General features: G+C 59.8%; 13 protein-coding genes. 9 read left to right on the forward strand and 4 right to left on the reverse strand.

Going from position 1 to position 19,403, the window contains the following annotated elements; genetic code table 11:
- The 4 genes from HKX44_RS07825 to dtd all read left to right on the forward strand — a co-directional run bounded on the left by HKX44_RS07825 (nt 1) and on the right by dtd (nt 3,633).
- On the forward strand, nt 1-1,128 hold the full coding sequence (locus tag HKX44_RS07825) for an SPFH domain-containing protein (RefSeq protein WP_276150708.1): 1,128 nt from the start codon (nt 1-3) through the stop codon (nt 1,126-1,128).
- 180 nt (nt 1,129-1,308) lie between these two features.
- On the forward strand, nt 1,309-2,418 hold the full coding sequence (locus HKX44_RS07830; RefSeq protein WP_276150709.1) for a TFIIB-type zinc finger domain-containing protein: 1,110 nt from the start codon (nt 1,309-1,311) through the stop codon (nt 2,416-2,418).
- Nucleotides 2,415-3,089, forward strand: a complete 675-nt coding sequence (locus HKX44_RS07835) for a nitroreductase (RefSeq protein ID WP_276150710.1) — start codon at nt 2,415-2,417, stop codon at nt 3,087-3,089. The genes HKX44_RS07830 and HKX44_RS07835 overlap by 4 nt, the downstream gene beginning before the upstream one ends.
- A 100-nt stretch (nt 3,090-3,189) precedes the next feature.
- Entirely contained in the window at nt 3,190-3,633 is a 444-nt protein-coding gene (gene dtd / locus HKX44_RS07840) for a D-aminoacyl-tRNA deacylase (protein ID WP_276150711.1), read from the forward strand.
- Between the two features lie 240 nt (nt 3,634-3,873).
- Here the strand turns inward: dtd and HKX44_RS07845 are convergent, their stop codons facing one another.
- The 4 genes from HKX44_RS07845 to HKX44_RS07860 form a co-directional block, all read right to left on the reverse strand.
- On the reverse strand, nt 3,874-5,064 hold the full coding sequence (locus tag HKX44_RS07845; protein WP_276150712.1) for an HlyD family type I secretion periplasmic adaptor subunit: 1,191 nt from the start codon (nt 5,062-5,064) through the stop codon (nt 3,874-3,876).
- A complete protein-coding gene (locus HKX44_RS07850; RefSeq protein ID WP_276150713.1) occupies nt 5,061-7,289 on the reverse strand; it encodes an ATP-binding cassette domain-containing protein in 2,229 nt (742 codons plus the stop codon). The genes HKX44_RS07845 and HKX44_RS07850 overlap by 4 nt, the downstream gene beginning before the upstream one ends.
- Complete coding sequence (locus HKX44_RS07855; protein WP_276150714.1) at nt 7,286-8,590, reverse strand: TolC family protein; 1,305 nt, start codon at nt 8,588-8,590, stop codon at nt 7,286-7,288. Before HKX44_RS07855 ends, HKX44_RS07850 begins: the two co-directional genes overlap by 4 nt.
- Nucleotides 8,591-8,689: 99 nt before the next feature.
- Nucleotides 8,690-11,884: an Ig-like domain-containing protein gene (locus tag HKX44_RS07860; RefSeq protein ID WP_276150715.1), complete on the reverse strand. Its 3,195-nt coding sequence runs from the start codon at nt 11,882-11,884 to the stop codon at nt 8,690-8,692.
- Nucleotides 11,885-12,197: 313 nt separating this feature from the next.
- Between HKX44_RS07860 and HKX44_RS07865 the strand changes: the two genes are divergently transcribed.
- From HKX44_RS07865 to HKX44_RS07885, 5 genes are all read left to right on the forward strand, one after another.
- The gene (locus tag HKX44_RS07865) at nt 12,198-14,192 is read left to right on the forward strand and encodes a CocE/NonD family hydrolase (protein ID WP_276150716.1); all 1,995 of its coding nucleotides are present in this window, start codon (nt 12,198-12,200) and stop codon (nt 14,190-14,192) included.
- Nucleotides 14,193-14,312: 120 nt separating this feature from the next.
- Complete coding sequence (locus HKX44_RS07870) at nt 14,313-15,908, forward strand: ABC transporter substrate-binding protein (RefSeq protein ID WP_276150717.1); 1,596 nt, start codon at nt 14,313-14,315, stop codon at nt 15,906-15,908.
- Between the two features lie 13 nt (nt 15,909-15,921).
- Nucleotides 15,922-16,878: an ABC transporter permease gene (locus HKX44_RS07875; RefSeq protein ID WP_276150718.1), complete on the forward strand. Its 957-nt coding sequence runs from the start codon at nt 15,922-15,924 to the stop codon at nt 16,876-16,878.
- Nucleotides 16,875-17,690, forward strand: coding sequence for an ABC transporter permease (locus HKX44_RS07880; protein WP_276150719.1), 816 nt, complete (start codon nt 16,875-16,877; stop codon nt 17,688-17,690). Before HKX44_RS07875 ends, HKX44_RS07880 begins: the two co-directional genes overlap by 4 nt.
- Entirely contained in the window at nt 17,690-19,342 is a 1,653-nt protein-coding gene (locus tag HKX44_RS07885) for an ABC transporter ATP-binding protein (RefSeq protein ID WP_276150720.1), read from the forward strand. Before HKX44_RS07880 ends, HKX44_RS07885 begins: the two co-directional genes overlap by 1 nt.
- Nucleotides 19,343-19,403 lie beyond the last annotated feature (61 nt).

The following is a 19,403-nucleotide window of genomic DNA, read 5'->3' on the forward strand; positions in this document are numbered from 1 at the left end:
ATGGGTATTTTCGATTTCCTCTCCGGCGAATTCATCGACGTCATCCACTGGGTCGACGACACCCGCGACACCATGGTCTGGCGCTTTGAACGTGAAGCCCATGAAATCAAATACGGGGCCAAGCTGACTGTGCGCGAAGGACAGGCGGCGGTGTTTGTGCATGAGGGCCAGCTGGCCGATGTCTTTACCCCCGGCATGTATATGCTGGAAACCAACAACATGCCGATCCTGACCACGCTGCAACATTGGGACCACGGCTTCAAAAGCCCGTTTAAATCGGAAATCTACTACGTCAACACCACGCGGTTCAACGATCTGAAATGGGGCACCAAAAACCCGATCATCGTACGTGACCCCGAATTTGGCCCGGTCCGTTTGCGCGCCTATGGCACCTATTCCGTAAGGGTCAGTGATCCGGCGCGGTTCCTGACTGAAATCGTCGGCACCGACGGCGAATTCACCATGGACGAGATCAGCTATCAGATCCGCAACATCATCGTACAGGAATTCTCCCGCACCATCGCCCGCGCCCAGATCCCAGTGCTGGACATGGCCGCCAATACCCGCGAACTCAGCCAGTTGGTGGGCCGCGAAATTGCCGCACAGCTGGCGGAGTATGGGCTGACCCTGCCGGAACTCTATATCGAGAATATTTCGCTTCCCCCTGCTGTCGAGGCGGTGATGGACAAGCGTTCCTCGATGGGCGTTATCGGCAACCTTAATGAGTATATGCAGTTTCAGGCCGCAGAGGCACTGGGGCGTGACGGGGCGGGCGCAGGTGCCATTCAGGCAGGCTTGGGCGCGGGCCTTGGTATTCAGATCGGTCAGGCCGCCGCCGCCACTGCCGGCCCATGGGGGGCCAGACCCGCAGCACCACAGGCCTCCGCACCGCAAGCCCCGATGGCACCGCCCCCGCCCCCGGTGGAACATGTCTGGCACATCGCTGTCGCAGGCGAGACAACCGGCCCGTTCTCCAAGGCTGCGATGGGACGCAAAGTGACCGAAGGTGCCCTGACCCGCAACACCTATGTCTGGACCCCTGGTCAGGACGGCTGGCAGCGGGCCGAGGACGTGACCGAACTGGCGCAGCTCTTTACCGTGATGCCACCGCCTCCGCCGGCGGCGTAATCGCCCGGCTTCAATGGCATAAATCAATCGCAAGGGGGCCCGGAAACATTAGTGTTCCCTTGCTTTACCCTCCACCAATTTGCCTCCTATCCCCGCGCCCCACTGCCCGCCGCCCCAACCGCCACACCAACGGGGCAAACCACGCTGGCAGAGCGCTGCTTTGGGCGCTATGTCTGAACTATGACCGAGCAACTGATCCCAGACGCCCCCCAATCCGAACATCGCTTTCCCTGCGACACCTGCGGCAGCGACCTGCGCTTTGCGCCGGATGTGGGACAACTGGTCTGTGACCATTGCGGCAATAGCGAAACCATCGAAGGGGCCGGCTTTCGCCTGCGCCCGATCACCGAACAGGATCTGCACGCCGGGCTGGACGCGGACCTTCCTGCCGAACAGATGGAAGAGACCCGGGTCACCCAATGCCCTAACTGTGCCGCACAGGTCGAATTCAGCGAAACCAAACACGCCACGGAATGCCCGTTCTGCGCCACCCCTGTGGTGGTGGACACCGGCACCAACCGCCATATCAAACCCCGCGCGGTGTTGCCCTTTGCCGTGCCCCAAGAGGGGGCGCGCGACGCCATGAAAGACTGGCTAGGCAGCCTTTGGTTCGCCCCAAACGGTCTACAGGAATACGCCCGCAAGGGACGCCAGATGCAGGGCATCTATGTGCCCTACTGGACCTATGACGCCGACACCCGCAGCCGCTATTCCGGCCAACGCGGCACGGTCTATTACGTCAGCGAAACCGTGGTGCGCGATGGCAAAAGAACCACCCGTCAGGTCGCCAAGGTCCGCTGGCGCGCGGCATCGGGGCGGGTGGCGCGGTTCTTTGATGATGTTCTGGTGCTGGCCTCAAACTCCCTGCCCAAGAAATACACCGATGCGCTGGAACCCTGGGATCTGTCAGCGCTGGAACCCTACGCCCCGGAATACCTCGCCGGGTTCCACGCCGAGGCCTATTCGGTCCCGCTCAGGGACGGCTTTGCCGAGGCCCGCGCCCATATGGACCGGGTGATTGAACGGGATGTGAAATTCGACATCGGTGGCGACCGCCAGCGGGTGCATTCCATCGACACAGACCTCAGCAACCTGACCTTCAAGCACATCCTTCTGCCGGTCTGGCTGGCAGCCTATAAATACCGTGGCAAAACCTATCGCTTTGTCGTCAACGGACGCACCGGACGGGTACAGGGCGAACGCCCCTACTCGGCCATCAAAATCACCATCGCAGTGATCCTCGGCGCGATAGCCGCAGGCGTCATCGGCTATCTGGCAGCACAAAAATGACCGCATATGACACGCTGAACGACACGTTGAAATCGCGCTATTCCTGCCGCGCCTTCCGCCCCGATCCCGTCCCCGACAGCACCATCACCAAAATCGTCGAGGCCGCCCGCCATGTGCCCTCCTGGTGCAATGCCCAGCCTTGGCAGGTCACGATCACCAAAGGGAACGCAACGCAGGCCTTTCGCACCATGCTCAGCGATCTGGCCGCCAACGGCACCCTGCCCGCCCCCGACCTTGCCTGGCCCAGCGACTATACAGGCGCATATGCCGACCGCCGCCGCACCTGCGGTTTTCAACTTTATGATGCTGTTGGCATCGAAAAATCCAACCGCGCTGGCCGGACAGCCCAAATGATGCGCAACTATGCCCTGTTTGACGCCCCCCATGTGGCCATCATCCATTCCCCCGGCGAACTTGGCCCCTATGGTGCCATGGACAGTGGCGGCTTTGTCACCGCCTTCACTCTGGCTGCAACAGCGCTTGGCGTCGCCACCATCCCCCAAGCCGCGATTGCCGCCTATGCCCCGCAGGTCCGCGACCACCTTGGCATTGCAGACGACCGCTTGGTGCTTTGCGCGATATCCTTCGGCTATGCCGACCCCGATCACCCCGCCAACGGATTTCGCACCAGCCGGGCCACCGCCGCAGACATCATCGACTGGAAAGAGTGAAATGTTCCCGATCCCCTCAACAGCAAATTGCCCCGTCTCTTGCCCCCCGCGCATAGGCACCCTGCCCCGTGATCTGCCTGCAACATCGGGGGCCTTCTAAATGCGCGCCCTTTTGCAACGTGTCACCGCGGCAAGTGTCACCGTGGACGGCTCAACCATCTCCGAAATCACCCATGGCCTGCTGATCTTCGTCTGCGCCATGCCCGACGACACCCCGGCAACCGCCAAGGCGCTGGCCGCCAAAGTCGCCAAACTGCGCCTGTTCAAAGACGCTGACGGTAAAATGAACCTCAGCCTGCCCCAGACCGGCGGCGCGGCCCTTGTGGTCAGCCAGTTCACCCTGGCCGCCGACACCCGCCGCGGCACACGTCCGGGCTTTTCCTATGCCGCCAAACCCGACCTCGCCAAATCCCTCTATGAAGGGTTTGCCGATGACATCGCCGCCCTTGGCATCCCCACCCAACGCGGCCGCTTCGGTGCGGATATGTCCGTCGCCCTCACCAATGACGGGCCGGTCACCATCTGGCTCGATACCGACACCTGATCAACCTTGGTTTCGGAGCCGCCCTTGCTTGAGAACAGGCGGACATAAGACGCGACAGCTGCCAAGGCAAATCTACGCGGGGCCCCTTTGGGGATACGTTGATTTTCCTTTGCGGGTGGCGTGGCTTTTGTCAGACAGAGATCAATCAAGGGCGGCTCTGAAACCGCTTGGTTTTGGTGGGCCCGCAGCCTCTTTTCTCTCTTGTACCATTGCGGCCCCTATCGCCGCGCCGCCCCGCGCCTATGGCTCGCGGAAGGCTTCCTTGCTCTTATACAAGGGCTTCAGCAGATACTGTAAAACCGTCTTCGACCCTGTGTGCAATTCCACACTGGCCTGCATCCCCGGCCTGATCCGCAAGGACGCCTGCCGCTCGGTCAGATGTTCGGTATCCACCTGTAAGGTCACCTTATAATGCGGGTTCCCATCCGCCTCACGTGCCCGTTCGTCTTTGAACGTATCGGCGGAAATCAACGTCACCTTGCCCTTTAACGTCCCGAAAATTGTATAGTCATAGGCCGAAAGCTTCACAGTCGCCTCCTGCCCGGGACGCACGCCGGCGATATCCTCGGGCTTCACCCGCGCCTCAACAAACAGCTCTTCACCCAAAGGGATGATCTGCAAAATCTCTTCGCCCGGGCGCACAACACCGCCAATGGTCGTGACCGACAGGTTGTTCACAATCCCCCGCATCGGGCTGACCAGAACCGTGCGGTTCAACTGGTCGGTGCTGGATTTCAAATTCTGGCGCAATGTTGCCAGCTCTTTCAACACATCGGAGTATTCCTGTGCCCGTTCCAGCTCGGTCCGGGTCGTCACCTCGTCATGGCGAATCTGCGCATCCGCATAAGATTTGCGCGCCCGCGTCGCTTCGATCAGGGAAACGATATTGCGCTCCAACAGATCGTTCATCAGGTTTGCTTCGCGCTCGGCCTCGATCAACACCCGTTTCGCCCCGTCCGAACGGGATACAAAATCAGACTGGCGTGCCCGCAACAGCGACCGCTCCGAGGCAACAATATCAGGTGTGCGCGCGGCCCATTCATCGGGCACGGTAAAGTCAAACTGCCCGGCCAGCTCGGCCTCAAGCCGCAGTCGGCGAATTTCGAAGGCTGAAATCTGGTCGCGCAGATCATCCACCGACGATTGGAACTGCGTGCCATGCAGCCGCGCCAGCACGTCACCGCGCTCCACGATATCGCCTTCGCCCACGGCCAGCTCGGCCAGGATACCACCCTCAAGGTTCTGAATGATCTGTGGCCGCGAGGATGAGATCATCGATCCTTCTGCCCGCACAATTTCGTCAACCCAGGCAAAAGCCGCCCAGATCATAAACACCAGCACCGCCCCGCCACACAGCCAGATCACCGCAGAAGGGCCGCGCATCTGGCGCCCCATTTGCGCATCCATCGTGGTGGGGTTCACTAGTGTCATGCCGCCTGCCCTTTTGTACTCGCAAGATGGCTCAGCACCTTGTCCTTGGGTCCGTCAATTGTCATCTGCCCGCCCTGCAAAACCAGCGTCCGCTCGGTCAGCGCTAGAATCGGCGCACGGTGCGTCGCGATAATCGCGGTGCGCCCCTCCATCCAGGTTTCCAACCGGCTGACCAAAGTGCGCTCAAGCGTCTGGTCCAGCGCCGCCGTCGGCTCATCCAGCAGGCATACCTTGGGGTCCTGCAACCACAACCGGGCCCAGCCGATCGACTGGCGCTGGCCAATGCTCAGCCCTGCGCCATTGTCCTTGATCTCAAGGTCCAGCCCCTTGTGATGTTCTTTCACAAACGGCCCCAAGCCAGCAAAATCCAGCGCCGCCTGCAAGCGTTTGTCATCGCGTTCCAGCATCGTCAGGTTCAGGTTATCGCGCAGGGTGCCAGCAAACAGGCGCACATCCTGCCCCAGATACCCAATCAACCGGCGCAAATCGCGCGGTTCAATCTGGCTCATCTCGGTACCGTCAATCATCACCCGTCCGGTTTCCGGCGAATAAAGACCGCTGAGCAGCTTCAACAAGGACGACTTGCCCGACCCGTTGGCCCCCAACACCGCAACCTTCTGCCCTGGCAGGATCGCCATGCCTTTGATGTTCAGTGTCGGCGCACCGTCCTCTTCATAGCGGAAGGTCACATCGCGCAGCTCGAAATGCCCCTTCAGGCTCTCGCGGCGCAGATAGGTACGGTCTTCGCTTGCGTCCTGTTCGGCACCGGCAATCATTTCCAATCCGTCCAGCGCCGATTTCACATTGCCCCAACGCGCCATCGTGCCCGCCAGCTGTGTCAGCGGCGACAGGGTGCGCCCGGTCAGAATGCCAACCGCAATGATCGACCCCACCGTAAACTGACCCGCAAACACCAGATATGTACCGGTGATCACCGCCGCCACATAGGTGCCCTGCTGCACACCCTGCGACCAGAATGTCAGGGTCGAAGCCAGCTTGCGCTGCTCTGAAGATTTCACTGCCTGCACCGTGTTCAGCTCTTGCCACAGACGCGCAACACGATCCTCACCACGCTGGGTCTTGATCGTATCAAGCTCAAAAATCGTTTCATGCAACAAGCGCGAGGATTTCGCAGAAGCCCCTTGGGTTTCCTGGGTCAGGCGGATCATCTTGCGCTGCAAAAAGAACCCCGGGATCACCATAAGGATACCGCCAAGTATCAGTACCCAAACAACATTCCCCGCAATGCTGGCCACCAGAAACAAAAACACAAAGATGAACGGCACATCCGCAATCGTGCCAATGGTCGAGGCGGTAAAGAACTCGCGCACCGATCCGAATTCACGCATCGCCGAAAACACCTGATTGGGGGCCTGCCCCTTGGCATCCGATTTCATCCCCAAAATCCGGTCCATCAGAACCTGAAGCACGGAAATCTCGATCTGCCGCCCTGCCCCATCCATCAGACGCGCCCGCGCAATCTTGATAAAGGCTTCCATCAACAGGGCCAGCCCGGCACCAATTGCCAGCACCCACAGGGTGGCTTCGGACTGGTGCGGAATAACCCGGTCATAAACCTGCAAGGAAAACAGCGCCACGGCCACCGCCAAAAGGTTCGCCACAAACGACCCCATTGCAACCTCGGCCATCTGGCGCTTGAACCGGCCAAACTGCCCCCAGAACCAATGCGGCGCGGCACTTTCGGTCTTGTGGGTTTCGGCTACCTTGGCCAGCGGGGTTTCGGCCCGCACCAGCAAGCCGGCAAAAAATGGCTTGAAATCGCTGACCGGCACAAATGCCCGGTTGTCAGGGCAGCTGGTGTCGAAAATGATCAGATCGCCACGCGACTGCCCCATCACCAACAAGACCTGACCGGATGTCATATAGGCCAGCGCCGGCCAGAGATCCGCCGTCAAAGGGCCTTCCTTGGTCACCTGCGCCAACAATCCCAGCGTGCGCAACCCGTGGGCAATGGCCGATGCCTCGTCCTTGTCCTTGGCCCCCTCACGGGTGGCCCCCCCAATGGCTTCGAACAAATCGCGCCGGACGGCCTCAACCCCCAGCAAACCCGCATAGGTTACGGCCAGCTGGGCACGCACGTTAATACGTTCTTCAAAACTAGAGGGTTTCGAGACATCAGCAGGACGCCCGTCCCCATTGGCCGCCGCCAGACGTCCCTGATTTCCATTGCTGATCTTAAGGGTGAACGCGCGCTTCTCGGTCAAATCTCGTCCCCATCAGCCAGCACGCCCAACAGGCGCGCCAGATCGAGCTGCAACTGCGCAGCCTCATACTTTAACGTCACCTCTGTCTGCTGCTGGCGCACAAAGGTCTCGTAAACACTCACAACATCCATGACCTGCCGCTGACCGGCGTCATATTGTTCCTGAAACACCTCCAGATTGCGCTGTGCCTGCGCGGTCAGACCGGCAGCCTCATCCGCCTGCCGTGACTTGGCGGCAATCTGCCCTTCCAGCTTGCGCAGCTTGCGGTTGGCATCTTCATTGGCTTGCGCCACCTGCCGCCCCGCCGCTTCCTTGGCCTCTTCGATGGCCCGCAGGGTTGCGCCAGTGCCAAAGCCCAGCAAGGTATCCGAGCTGACCCGCAACCCGATATCGGAATTCTCGCCGATTGTTCCGCCCGCGGACAAACCGGGCAACTGGTTCGCACGGTCAATCTTTGCCGCCGCGATGGCCCGGGTCTTCTCGGCCTCGGCCAGCACCACGTCCAGAGGCTGTGCCGCCTCGGCAGACACCCGCAAGGACGGCGCACCGCGCAGCCCGCTTAAGGGGTCGATGGACATGGCGTTCAATTCGGCAATCGCTGTATTGGCAGCTTCGATATTGGCCGCGCGGTCGGCACGGATCTCCGACAGCTTCTGACGCAGGATGTTCAAATCCGATCTGTCCGACACCCCGCCCTTAACACGTTCCGACATGATATATTCGAACCGCCCCATATCGCGCAGCGAGGCATCCGACAGGGCCGCCTTTTCACGCCCCTCCGCCGCCGCCACATAAAGCGCAAGTGCTGTATGTACCCGGTCGTTTGTATCTTTCGCCAGGTTCACCGCTGCAACCTCAACGTCGGCAATGGCAAACTCGCGTTCCCCCTTGCGACGGCCATTGTCAAACAGCACCTGATCCACCACCAGATTTGCCACCAACGACCCCAGTGAGGTCAGGCTGATGTCCGGTCCGATTTTGGGCAACCAGTTCTTCGAGGCCGCCTCGGAACGCAAGCGCGCCGCGCGCAAATCGGATTCCGCGGCCCGTGAACTTGCCGCCAATACCGACGTGGCAACCTGTTCATAGCTGCTGCCGGAGGGCAGAGCCGAACGGCGGGCCGACAATCCCTGAATGATCGCGCTTTCGGAATTTACTTTTTCCGCATGGCTGGGCCGGGCAACAGAGCTGGCATCAGGGGACCGCAGCCGCGCCACAAAGTCACCCGCCTCACTGCCTGCGTCTGACAGGCATCCTGTCAGGGTAAACGCAACCGCGCACACGCCGACTGCCCTGTTCACACCTTGCCCCATATCATGCCCTCAAAGCCTCGGCCTTGCGGCCGATATTAACCGGGGGCGCGGGTCATTTGACGCCCGCGCCTCTCCGTTTCTGCTTGTTTAGGTGATCACGTCGATTTGGTCGTCAACGATGATCGTGCCCTCGGTACCCAGTGAATAGGTGGTCTGACCACCGCTGCTGGTCCCGCGTGTCGCGCCCAGCATCGTAACCGTGTCATCCGCACCACCCAAGATCATCAGCTGGTTGGAATTGCTGGACAGCGCAAGCAAGGCAGCTTCATCAATGGTCAGATTGCCCTCTTCGGCAAAGGTCATGTCCACTGTTTCGATGTTGTAGGTGCCAAGCGCCGGGTTGTTGATCGCAATCGTTGAATTCGGCGCGCCGTCGTCTAGAACCACATAGGTGCCAGTGGTGTTCTGCGCATCATCAGTCGCTGTGATGACCAGATGCGAGCCGTCCGGCACATCCGAGTTGAACTCGATGTTGGTTTCGGGACGGGTCATGCTGGCGCCGCTCTGCGAGGCCACCTCGGTCACACTGCCATTGTCCTGCACCTGATACACCGACAGTTCATCATCGGTCAGATCAGTCGACATCCCACGGAAGCCAACCCGGCCTTCGTTCAGACTTTCGATTGCCGGACCGGAAGGGGCCGATGTATCAATCGCCAGCGTGTCGTTGATCGTGTCGACGTTGCCAACCGCATCCGTGGCCGTGACCACGATGTTTGCGTTATAGCTGCCGTCGCGGATCGCGGAGGGCGGGATGGTCAAACTCCAGTTGCCCGCTGAATCCACAACAGCCGCGTAAGGCGTGCCATCAAAGTTGACCGATACGGTGCTGCCGATCTCGACTTCACCACCCAGATCAATGCCTGTGGCCGCTTCGGCAATGTTGACTGTGTTGTCAGCGCCGCCAACCCCGCCGTCGATGCTCAACGGCACAACTTCGGTGTCTACATTCACAACATTGGATACCGTGGCCGTGTTGCCCGCTCGGTCCGTCGCCTGCACTGAAACAGTCGCCGTATAGGTGCCCTCGGCAACCTGGCTGGCGGCATAGTTTGCCGTCCATGTGCCGTTCGGTGCAACAAGCGCATTGACCGCCACACCGTTCAGCGTGACCACAACCGCAGTTGACCCCACTTCTGTGGTCCCAGTAACCTGCACACCGCCACCGTTTACACGCTCGGCACCGTTAATCGTGCCGTCGCCTTCGATGATATTGGCCTGCACCCCAAGGTTATCCACCCGCGTATCGACCTCGACACTGTCAGATGCATTCAGCGTGTTGCCGGCAGAATCCGTCGTGGTCGCTGTGATCTGGGCTGTATAAACGCCCGGCGTCACATCTGCGTTAGAGTAATGCGCCGTCCAGTTGCCCGCCGCATCGGCGTTCACGGTCTTGGCCACGCCACCCATGGTCACAGTGACAACCGCGTTCGGGTTGGACGTACCGGTCAGGACCACACCATCAGAAGCTTCCAGCTGGTTGATGATGTCATCGCCTTCAACCGGTGCCGGGCTGATGGTCAGAATACCGCCGTCACGGTCGATTTCGACGTTGCGGGTGATGGTGTCGACGTTGCCGGCAATGTCTGTTGCCACCGCAGTCATCACTGCGGTCTGTTCTCCTGTCGGAATGACATTGGATGCAAAGTTCACGGTCCAGCTGCCATCCGCAGCAACCGTCGCCGCCTGCGTACTGCCGCCAAAGGTCACCATCACCGAAGACCCCGGCTCGGTAGTCCCTGTCATGACAAGGCCCTGTGCCGCTTCTTCATTGTTGATGACGCCATCCGTGCCACCTGTGGAACCTGTAAAGGCAAAGTCACGCACCAGCGTATCAATGTCCACCAGACCTGTGGCCGTGCTTGAGTTGCCCAAAGCATCGGTTGCAACCGCTGTAACTGTCGCCTGCAATTCGCCGGTTGGCACTTCGCTCATGGCGAAATCCGCAGACCAGTTGCCATTGGCGTCCACTGTCGCGCTGTGCGATCCGGTGCCAAAGTTGACAACCACGGTTGATCCCGCCTGTGCGGTACCGGTCAGGGTTACACCGTCCTGCTGCTCTACCGCGTTCACAATGCCGTCTGTTTCAACATTTGCCGTGTCGATGGTGACATTGGACACTGTGTCGATGACAACAGTGTCGGTAATGGTTGTTGTATTGCCAAATGCATCTGCGCTGACAATTGTAACCCCGGTGGAGTATTCCCCCCCCTCAAGCGTGCCTGACGCCCAGTTGACAGACCATGTGCCGCCTTCGGAAACAGTGGTTGTCTGCTCGATTCCGGCAATGGTCACCAGAATGGAGGCACCCGGCTCACCTGTACCGGACAGGGTCACCCCGCCCGCAAAGCTGACCGCGTTAAAGAAATCACCAACTGAATCCGTACCGGTCGAGACATCCACCAACGGCGGCGTCAAATCGATCACATATCCCGGACCGTCCAGAACCACTTCGCCACCCTCGGTGACAACAGTCACGACAGCCTCATACGTGCCATCCGGTGGGAAATTCGGCGGGACAAAACTACAGGTAAAGTGACCTTCTGTGTCGATGACAGTTTCAACCTGAACATCGCCCAGCTTCACGATAACCTTGTCGCCCGGCGCACCGCCACCTGTGATGACGATCTGCTGCTCGGCGCCATCGCCACCGATCTGGCCAACGCTGTCAGGGTCATTGACATAAGGGTCCTGAACCAGATCACGGTCTCCGCCGCCACCGCCGGTGCTACCACCGCCGCCATCGCCGCCTTTACCGCCGCCACCAGCACCGACAACCGCCGCGCCGCCAACAACAGCCGCCGCCGCAACGCCGGAACCGCCGCCCAGCAAACCGGCCCCAAGCAGGGGCGCGGGGAACATAGACACTTCATTATCGGCATAACCGGCTGCTGCCAGCTCGGTGCGCCCCAGATAGATCAGATCATCCGAAGGAGACCACTTGCCCCACTGCTCGGTCGGGCCAAACTGCGCATAAAGCTCGCCTGCACCCGTATCCACAAAGGCCACCTCGTTCAGGTAGCCATCAGCCGAGATAAACAAGCGGTTCGGCGTGCCGGAACCGTTGAAATAATTGTCGATCGTAATCTGACGCCCGTCGGTCAGCGTGATCACCAGATCGCTGCCCTCACGCACTTGTGATGCCAGATCGACCTGTCTCAGATTAAGAGAAATTTCCTGACCTGCGCCAGCCTGAATTGCGTGGGCCTGCGCACCATCCGGAACCGTACCACGCTGCAAACCGCCCGCACTATCGCGGACGACGAAATCAATCGCCTTCATAGCTTCACCACTCTACCTCAAAGCACCCGTTCTATGCGGAGCTTATCGTTTTTATGTTCCAGACCGGGCCGTTCAAGCGCCCCGTGCCTGCTGTTATTCTTGGACAAATAATTACCTTGAAAAGGCCATTTTGACCAGACGCTTTTTTGAACCGATTCGAGAATGCTCGCTATGCGGGAGGATACTTAGGTAAAAACACCCCCGCAATCGGCACCCCCATGCGCCCCAAAGCCAGTAATTCTGCCTGCACGAGCCCCTTCAGTGCAGCAAAGCAACAGTTGACAAAAAATCTGTTAACACCAACGCTCGCCACATGAAAACAGCCCCTAACGCCCTGCGCGAAATCACCGAAAATCCCGACTTTGGGATCACCCTTTCTGATGGATGCCGCCTTTCGGCCCGCGTCTGGATGCCCAAAGACGCCGGTGACGATCCGGTCCCGGTGATCCTTGAATACCTGCCCTATCGCAAACGCGACGGCACCTGCGCGCGTGACGCCCTCACACACCCTTGGTTTGCCGAACGCGGCTATGCCTGCCTGCGCGTCGACATGCGCGGCAATGGCGACAGTCACGGGTTAATGGAAGATGAATACGCCCCACAGGAACAGGCCGACGCGGTAGAGATCATCAACTGGGTGGCCGCACAGCCGTGGTGCAATGGCCGTGTCGGGATGATGGGGATCAGCTGGGGCGGATTCAACGGGCTTCAGGTTGCGGCCCTTGCGCCGCCGCCCCTCAAGGCGGTGATCACCCTGTGTTCCACCGTCGACCGCTTTGCCGATGACATCCACTACAAAGGCGGCTGCCTGCTGAACGAAAACCTCGGCTGGGGGGCGACCATGTGGTCCTACTCCTCACGCGCACCTGATCCCGCCCTGCGTTCCGACTGGCGCGAGATGTGGCTTGACCGGCTAGAGGCGGAACCCTTTTTGCCGGCGGTCTGGCTGCGCCACCAAAGCCGCGATGCCTATTGGCGCCATGGCTCCGTGATCGACAACTACCCCGCCATCAAGGCCAAGGTGCTGGCCGTTGGCGGCTGGGGCGATGCCTATAAAAACGCTGTTCCACAGCTGGTCGAGGCCCTGCCCGGGGCCAAGGGCATCGTCGGGCCATGGGTGCATAAATACCCGCATTTCGCCGTCCCCGAACCGCGCATCGGTTTCCTGCAAGAGGCACTGCGCTGGTGGGACCGCTGGCTCAAGGACAAAGATACCGGCGTTGAGGATGATCCCGACTACCGCGCCTATCTGATGGACGGTGTGCGCCCCGCGCGGGCCTATGCAACCCGCCCCGGGCGCTGGATCGCAGAAGCAACCGGGGCGACATCACACCTGCCCAGCAAGACGTTGCACCTCAACGGCGCGACCCTTGCCGACACCGCCGCCCCGCTAGAACGCACCATCGCCTCCCACGCCCATTGCGGTGCCGAGGCCGGCGAATATTGCGCCATATGGCTGGGGCCGGAAACCCCGGGCGACCAACGCGGCGATGATGCACTTTCGACGTGTTTTGACAGCACCCCCTTGACCCAGGACATGGATATCGTCGGGGCACCGCAGGTCACCCTGACCCTAACCAGCGATCACCCCCAAGCACAGATTGCCGTGCGCCTGAACCACATCCACCCCGACGGGGCCGCGACACGCATCACCTATGGCGTTTTAAACCTGTCGCACCGCAACAGCGCCTCTGATCCCAAACCGATGCCCGCAGGCACCGCGCAACAGGTGACCCTTGCACTGGATCACATCGCCTACCGCATCCCCAAAGGCCACAGCCTGCGCCTGTCGATATCGGATGCCTATTGGCCCCTGCTCTGGCCCTCGCCTGCCGCAACCTCGCTGCGGCTGACCGCAGGCCAGATCACCCTGCCGCAACGCCCGACCAGTGGCGGCGATGAACATCTCTTTGAACCACCTACCGCGGCAGAGCCTTGGCAGGTCGAAACCCTACGCGCCGACAGCCACGTGCGCCGACAGGAAACCGATACGGTAACGGGAATTGTCAGCCTGATCATCGAGGATGATTTCGGTGCCACGCGTGATTCAGACCACGGGTTGATCACGAGTTCCGTGGCGCGGGAACACTGGTCTATCCATCCCGACGACCCGCTATCCGCCACAGGGCGCTGCCACTGGACCGACTGCCTGACCCGTGATGACATCAATTTGCGCACCGAAACCCACTGCGAAATGACCTGCGACGCCGGCAAATTTTACCTGACAGCCCGCGTGGAAGCATTCGAAAACGACACTTGCATCTACAGTCGCGACGTCTCAGAAAGCATTGATAGGGAACACCTTTAACCGAAACCCAACAACCGACGACCGTAATAACGCTTGCGACATGAACGGAAATGATTAACGTTGATTCATCAATCAACAAAAACTTGCGCCCAAGCGCAGACACCTCACGGGAGATATCTTATGAATAACGAACTAAAGCATCTGACGGGCAAGGTTGCCTCGGGCCTGATGACACGCCGCGAATTTGTTGGCCGCGCTGCCGCTCTTGGCGTCACCGCTGCGGTTGCCAACACCATGTTGGCCAGCAGCGCTGCCGCAGACACGCCCAAACGTGGCGGCATGATGAAAATCGGTTCATCAGGCGGTGAATCCACAAACACCCAAGACCCGGCACTGGTTGCTTCCGAAGCGCCATTGAACAACATCCGCTCGTGGGGGGAATTGCTGGTCGAAGTCGACGCCAACGGCGAAATCGAAAACCGCATGGCCGAAAGCGTTGAAGCATCTGCCGATGCCAAGCAGTGGGTCTTCAAGATCCGCAAAGGCATCCCGTTCTCGAACGGCAAAGACATGACGCCGGACGACGTCCTGAAAACCATGCAGCGCCACTCGAATGAGGACTCCAAGTCCGGCGCGCTGGGGATCATGAAAGGCATCTCCGAGATGAAGGTCGACGGCGACAACTTCATCGTCAATCTCGAAACACCAAACGCTGACCTTCCGTTCCTGATGGCCGACTATCACCTGATGATCCAGCCAAACGGCGGCATGGATGATCCGGGTGCCGCAATCGGCACCGGTGCTTACACCCTTGAAATCGACGAACCCGGTGTGCGCCATGCCTTCAAACGTCGCGATGATTACTGGGATGCGGACAACCGTGGTTTTGCCGATGAAATCGAACAGCTGGTGCTGAACGATGCCACCGCCCGTACTGCCGCGCTGCAATCCGGTCAGGTCCACATCATCAACCGCGTTGACCCAAAGGTTGCCGCCCTGCTCGACCGTGCGCCAAACCTGCGCGTTGAATCCGTTGCTGGCCGTGGCCACTATGTGTTCATCGCACACAAGGACACCGCACCTTTCGACAACAACGATGTGATGCTGGCGCTGAAATACGCGATCAACCGCGACGAAATGGTCGACAAAATCCTGCGCGGCTATGGCACCAAAGGCAACGACATGCCGATCAACGCCGCCTACCCGCTGTTTGACGAAACCATCCCACAGCGCGAGCATTCCATCGAAAAGGCCAAAGAGCATTACGCGAAATCCGGCCACGATGGCTCGCCGATTGTTCTGCGTGTTGCCGACGGTGCCTTCCCCGGTGCTGTGGATGCCGCTGCCCTGTTCCAGCAATCAGCCCAAGCGGCAGGTATCCCGCTGGAAATCAAACGCGAGCCAAACGACGGTTACTGGTCCGAGGTCTGGAACGTACAGCCCTTCTGCGCCTCTTACTGGGGTGGCCGTCCGGTACAGGACCAGATGTATTCGACCGCCTATCTGTCGACCGCAGACTGGAACGACACCCGCTGGAAACGTCCAGAGTTCGACGCGATGCTCAACGCGGCCAAGGCCGAGCTGGACAACGCCAAGCGCAAGGAACTCTATTCCAAGATGGGCCGCATGTTGAACGAAGAAGGTGGTCTGATCCTGCCAATGTTCAACGACTTTGTGAACGGTGTGTCCAACAACATCGGTGGCTGGGTCAACGATCCAAACGGCCCGGTGATGAACAACATGTCGCATTTCAAATGCTGGTTGAAGGACGCTTAAGGGCGGCCTGATCATGCACCCCATTTTGAAACTGATAGCTCAGCGCGTTGCGCTGGGCTTGATGCTCCTCTTCGCAGCATCCATCCTTATTTTCGGCGGCACAATGTTGCTGCCCGGCGACGTGGCCCAGCAAATCCTTGGCCAGTCTGCAACCCCCGAAAGCCTCGCCAACATGCGTGCCGAACTGGGCCTGAACGACCCGCCTGTCGCGCGCTACTTCCAATGGCTCGGAGGCTTTTTGCAAGGCGACCTTGGCACCGCCCTTACCAACGGACGCGATATCGCCGAAAGCCTTGGTGGACGCCTCAAAAACACACTTTTCCTCGCCTTCTGGGCAGCCCTGATATCGGTACCACTGGCCATCTTCCTTGGCCTGCTGGCGGTGCGTTACAAAGACCGCATTCCCGACAAGCTGATCTCGGCAGTGACCCTCACAACCATTTCGATCCCTGAATTTATGATCGGCTATGTCCTGATCTATTGGGTTTCCATCCAGATGGGCTGGTTCTCCTCTGTCGCCATCATCAATGACAGCATGTCACTGGGCCAAAAGCTGAACGCCATTGCCATTCCCGTCATGGTGCTGACCCTCGTGGTGCTGGCCCATATGATGCGCATGACCCGCGCCGCGATCCTGAACGTGATGCAATCGGCCTATATTGAAACCGCGGAACTCAAGGGCATGGGGATGCTAAAGATCATCGCCAAACACGCCTTTCCCAACGCCATCGCCCCGATCGTCAATGTGGTCATGATCAACCTTGCCTATTTGGTGGTTGGCGTGGTCGTGGTCGAGGTGGTCTTTGCCTATCCCGGCATGGGGCAATACCTTGTGGACCACGTTGCCAAACGCGATGTGCCTGTGGTGCAGGCCTGCGGGCTGATCTTTGCCGCGGTCTATATCGGGCTGAACCTGATTGCCGACATCGTCTCAATCCTAGCAAATCCACGGTTGAGGCATCCAAAATGAAGAACATTCCAATTTCCGCCCTCATCGGCCTGTTCTTCACCGGCCTGTATTTCCTGATGGCCCTGTTTGCCCCGCTCATTGCCCCCTACGGCATGGCCGAGGTGGTGGGCGATGTCTGGGAACCCTCCTCGTCACAGTTCCTGCTGGGCACGGATAGCATCGGGCGTGATCTGCTCACCCGCCTGATCTATGGCGGGCGCACCACGATTTTTATCGCGACCATGGCCACCATCCTCAGCTTCACATTGGGCTCTGTCCTCGGCTTTTTCGCGGCGGTCTCTGGCGGCTGGGTTGACCAGGCAATCTCGCGCTTTGTCGATCTGATCATGTCGATCCCCTCGCTGATCTTTGCGCTGGTGGTCTTGTCGGTCATGCCAACCACCACTTTCATCCTGATCCTGCTGATGGGCCTGCTGGATTCCACCCGCGTCTTCCGCCTCGCACGCGCCGTTGCCGTCGACATCACAGTGATGGACTATGTCGAAGCCGCCCGCCTGCGTGGCGAGAAAACCGCTTGGATCATCTTTCGCGAAATCCTGCCCAACGCCCTGTCACCGCTGATCGCGGAAATGGGCCTACGCTTTATCTTTGCGGTGCTGTTCATCTCGACCCTGTCGTTCCTCGGCCTTGGCGTACAACCGCCGCTGGCGGATTGGGGTGGCATCGTGAAGGAGAACAAGGAAGGCATCAACTACGGCATTCAGGCGGCACTTTATCCGGCCTATGCCATCGCCACCCTGTGCATCTCGATCAACCTCGTGGCCGACTGGATCCTGAACCGGACCACATCACTTAAGGGAGGGCGCGGCTGATGTCAGAACCACTTCTCAAACAGCCTCTCTTGCAAGTTCGCGGCCTCAAGATCGGGGCAACCGTCTATCCCCCCGGTGAACGCCCCCACGCGATTGAAATCGTGCATGGCGTCGACTTCGACCTTGAGGGGGGCAAGGTCCTTGGCCTGATCGGGGAATCCGGTGCCGGCAAATCCACCATCGGGCTTGCCGCCATGGCCTACGGGCGCGGTGGTGTCGAAATCACCGGCGGCGAGGTCCACGTGAATGGCCGTGACATCCTTCAATCCGGCCTGCGCGACGTGCGCAAACTGCGCGGCGGGGAAGTCACCTATGTCTCGCAATCTGCTGCCGCCTCTTTCAACCCAGCCAAAAAGATCATGGAACAGGTCACCGAAGCGGCAATCTTTCAGGGCAAATTTTCGAAGAAGGAAGCCGAAGCCCGCGCCGTCGCCCTGTTTGACAAACTCGGCCTGCCCGATCCCGAAAACATCGGCGAGCGTTACCCGCATCAGGTCTCGGGTGGCCAGCTGCAACGCTGCATGACCGCACTGGCGCTCTGTCCCGAACCCGATCTGGTGGTCTTTGACGAACCCACCACCGCACTGGACGTGACCACGCAAATCGACGTGCTGGCCGCGATCAAGGAAGCGATCCGCGACACCGGTGTGGCCGCGCTTTATATCACCCATGATTTGGCCGTTGTCGCGCAGGTATCGGATCACATCATGGTGCTGCAACAAGGGGCCATGGTCGAATACGGTACCACCGACCAGATCATCAATAACCCGCAGGAAGAATACACACAGGCGCTGGTGTCGGTCCGCTCCATCGCCCATGAAGAGAAAACCCCAACCGACACCCCCCTGCTGCGGGTAGAGAACATCACCGCGCGCTATCGCGGCACCGATTTTGACGTCCTCAAGGATGTGAGTGTCGATCTGCACCCCGGGCAAACACTGGCCATCGTCGGCGAATCCGGTTCCGGCAAATCCACCCTCGCCCGCGTCATCACCGGGCTTCTGCCTCCTTCACAGGGCAGCATCACCTTTGACGGGCGCACCCTGTCGCCGGATCTGCCAACCCGCAGCCCCGAAGACCTGCGTGAGTTACAGATGATCTATCAGATGGCCGATACTGCGATGAACCCGCGCCAGACCGTGGGCACCATCATCGGGCGACCGCTGGAATTCTATTTCGGCCTCAAGGGCAAGGCCAAACAGACCCGCATTCAGGAACTGCTGGATGAAATCGAACTGGGCGACGGCTTTCAGGACCGCTATCCGGCGGAACTCTCCGGCGGTCAGAAACAACGTGTCTGCATTGCCCGTGCGCTGGCCGCCAAACCCAAGCTGATCATCTGCGACGAGGTCACCTCAGCGCTCGATCCGCTGGTTGCAGACGGCATTCTGAAACTGCTGCTGAAACTGCAAAAGATCGAGGATGTCTCCTATCTGTTCATCACCCACGATCTGGCCACGGTCAAAGCCATCGCCGACAGTATCGCCGTGATGCTGCAAGGCAAGGTGGTGCGCTACGGTCCCAAGTCACAGGTGCTGGCACCGCCCTTTGATGACTATACCGACCTGTTGCTGTCATCTGTGCCGGAAATGAAACTCGGCTGGCTGGAAGAGGTGCTTGCGCATCGCAAAATGGAAAGCGCCGGAAACTAACGCGGCATGGCGGGCCAAGTGCCCGCCTGCCCCATCGAACCCTGCATTAACCCCGCAAATC

This window comes from Sulfitobacter sp. M05 (assembly GCF_029285175.1).
Lineage (GTDB): Bacteria > Pseudomonadota > Alphaproteobacteria > Rhodobacterales > Rhodobacteraceae > Sulfitobacter.

Coding starts and splice junctions, on each gene's coding strand:
- HKX44_RS07845 (WP_276150712.1), bottom strand. CDS start 5,064: ATGACACTAGTGAACCCCACCACGATGGATGCGCAAATGGGGCGCCAG.
- HKX44_RS07825 (WP_276150708.1), top strand. CDS start 1: ATGGGTATTTTCGATTTCCTCTCCGGCGAATTCATCGACGTCATCCAC.
- HKX44_RS07880 (WP_276150719.1), top strand. CDS start 16,875: ATGAAGAACATTCCAATTTCCGCCCTCATCGGCCTGTTCTTCACCGGC.
- HKX44_RS07885 (WP_276150720.1), top strand. CDS start 17,690: ATGTCAGAACCACTTCTCAAACAGCCTCTCTTGCAAGTTCGCGGCCTC.
- HKX44_RS07835 (WP_276150710.1), top strand. CDS start 2,415: ATGACCGCATATGACACGCTGAACGACACGTTGAAATCGCGCTATTCC.
- HKX44_RS07830 (WP_276150709.1), top strand. CDS start 1,309: ATGACCGAGCAACTGATCCCAGACGCCCCCCAATCCGAACATCGCTTT.
- HKX44_RS07860 (WP_276150715.1), bottom strand. CDS start 11,884: ATGAAGGCGATTGATTTCGTCGTCCGCGATAGTGCGGGCGGTTTGCAG.
- HKX44_RS07865 (WP_276150716.1), top strand. CDS start 12,198: ATGAAAACAGCCCCTAACGCCCTGCGCGAAATCACCGAAAATCCCGAC.
- HKX44_RS07875 (WP_276150718.1), top strand. CDS start 15,922: ATGCACCCCATTTTGAAACTGATAGCTCAGCGCGTTGCGCTGGGCTTG.
- HKX44_RS07870 (WP_276150717.1), top strand. CDS start 14,313: ATGAATAACGAACTAAAGCATCTGACGGGCAAGGTTGCCTCGGGCCTG.
- dtd (WP_276150711.1), top strand. CDS start 3,190: ATGCGCGCCCTTTTGCAACGTGTCACCGCGGCAAGTGTCACCGTGGAC.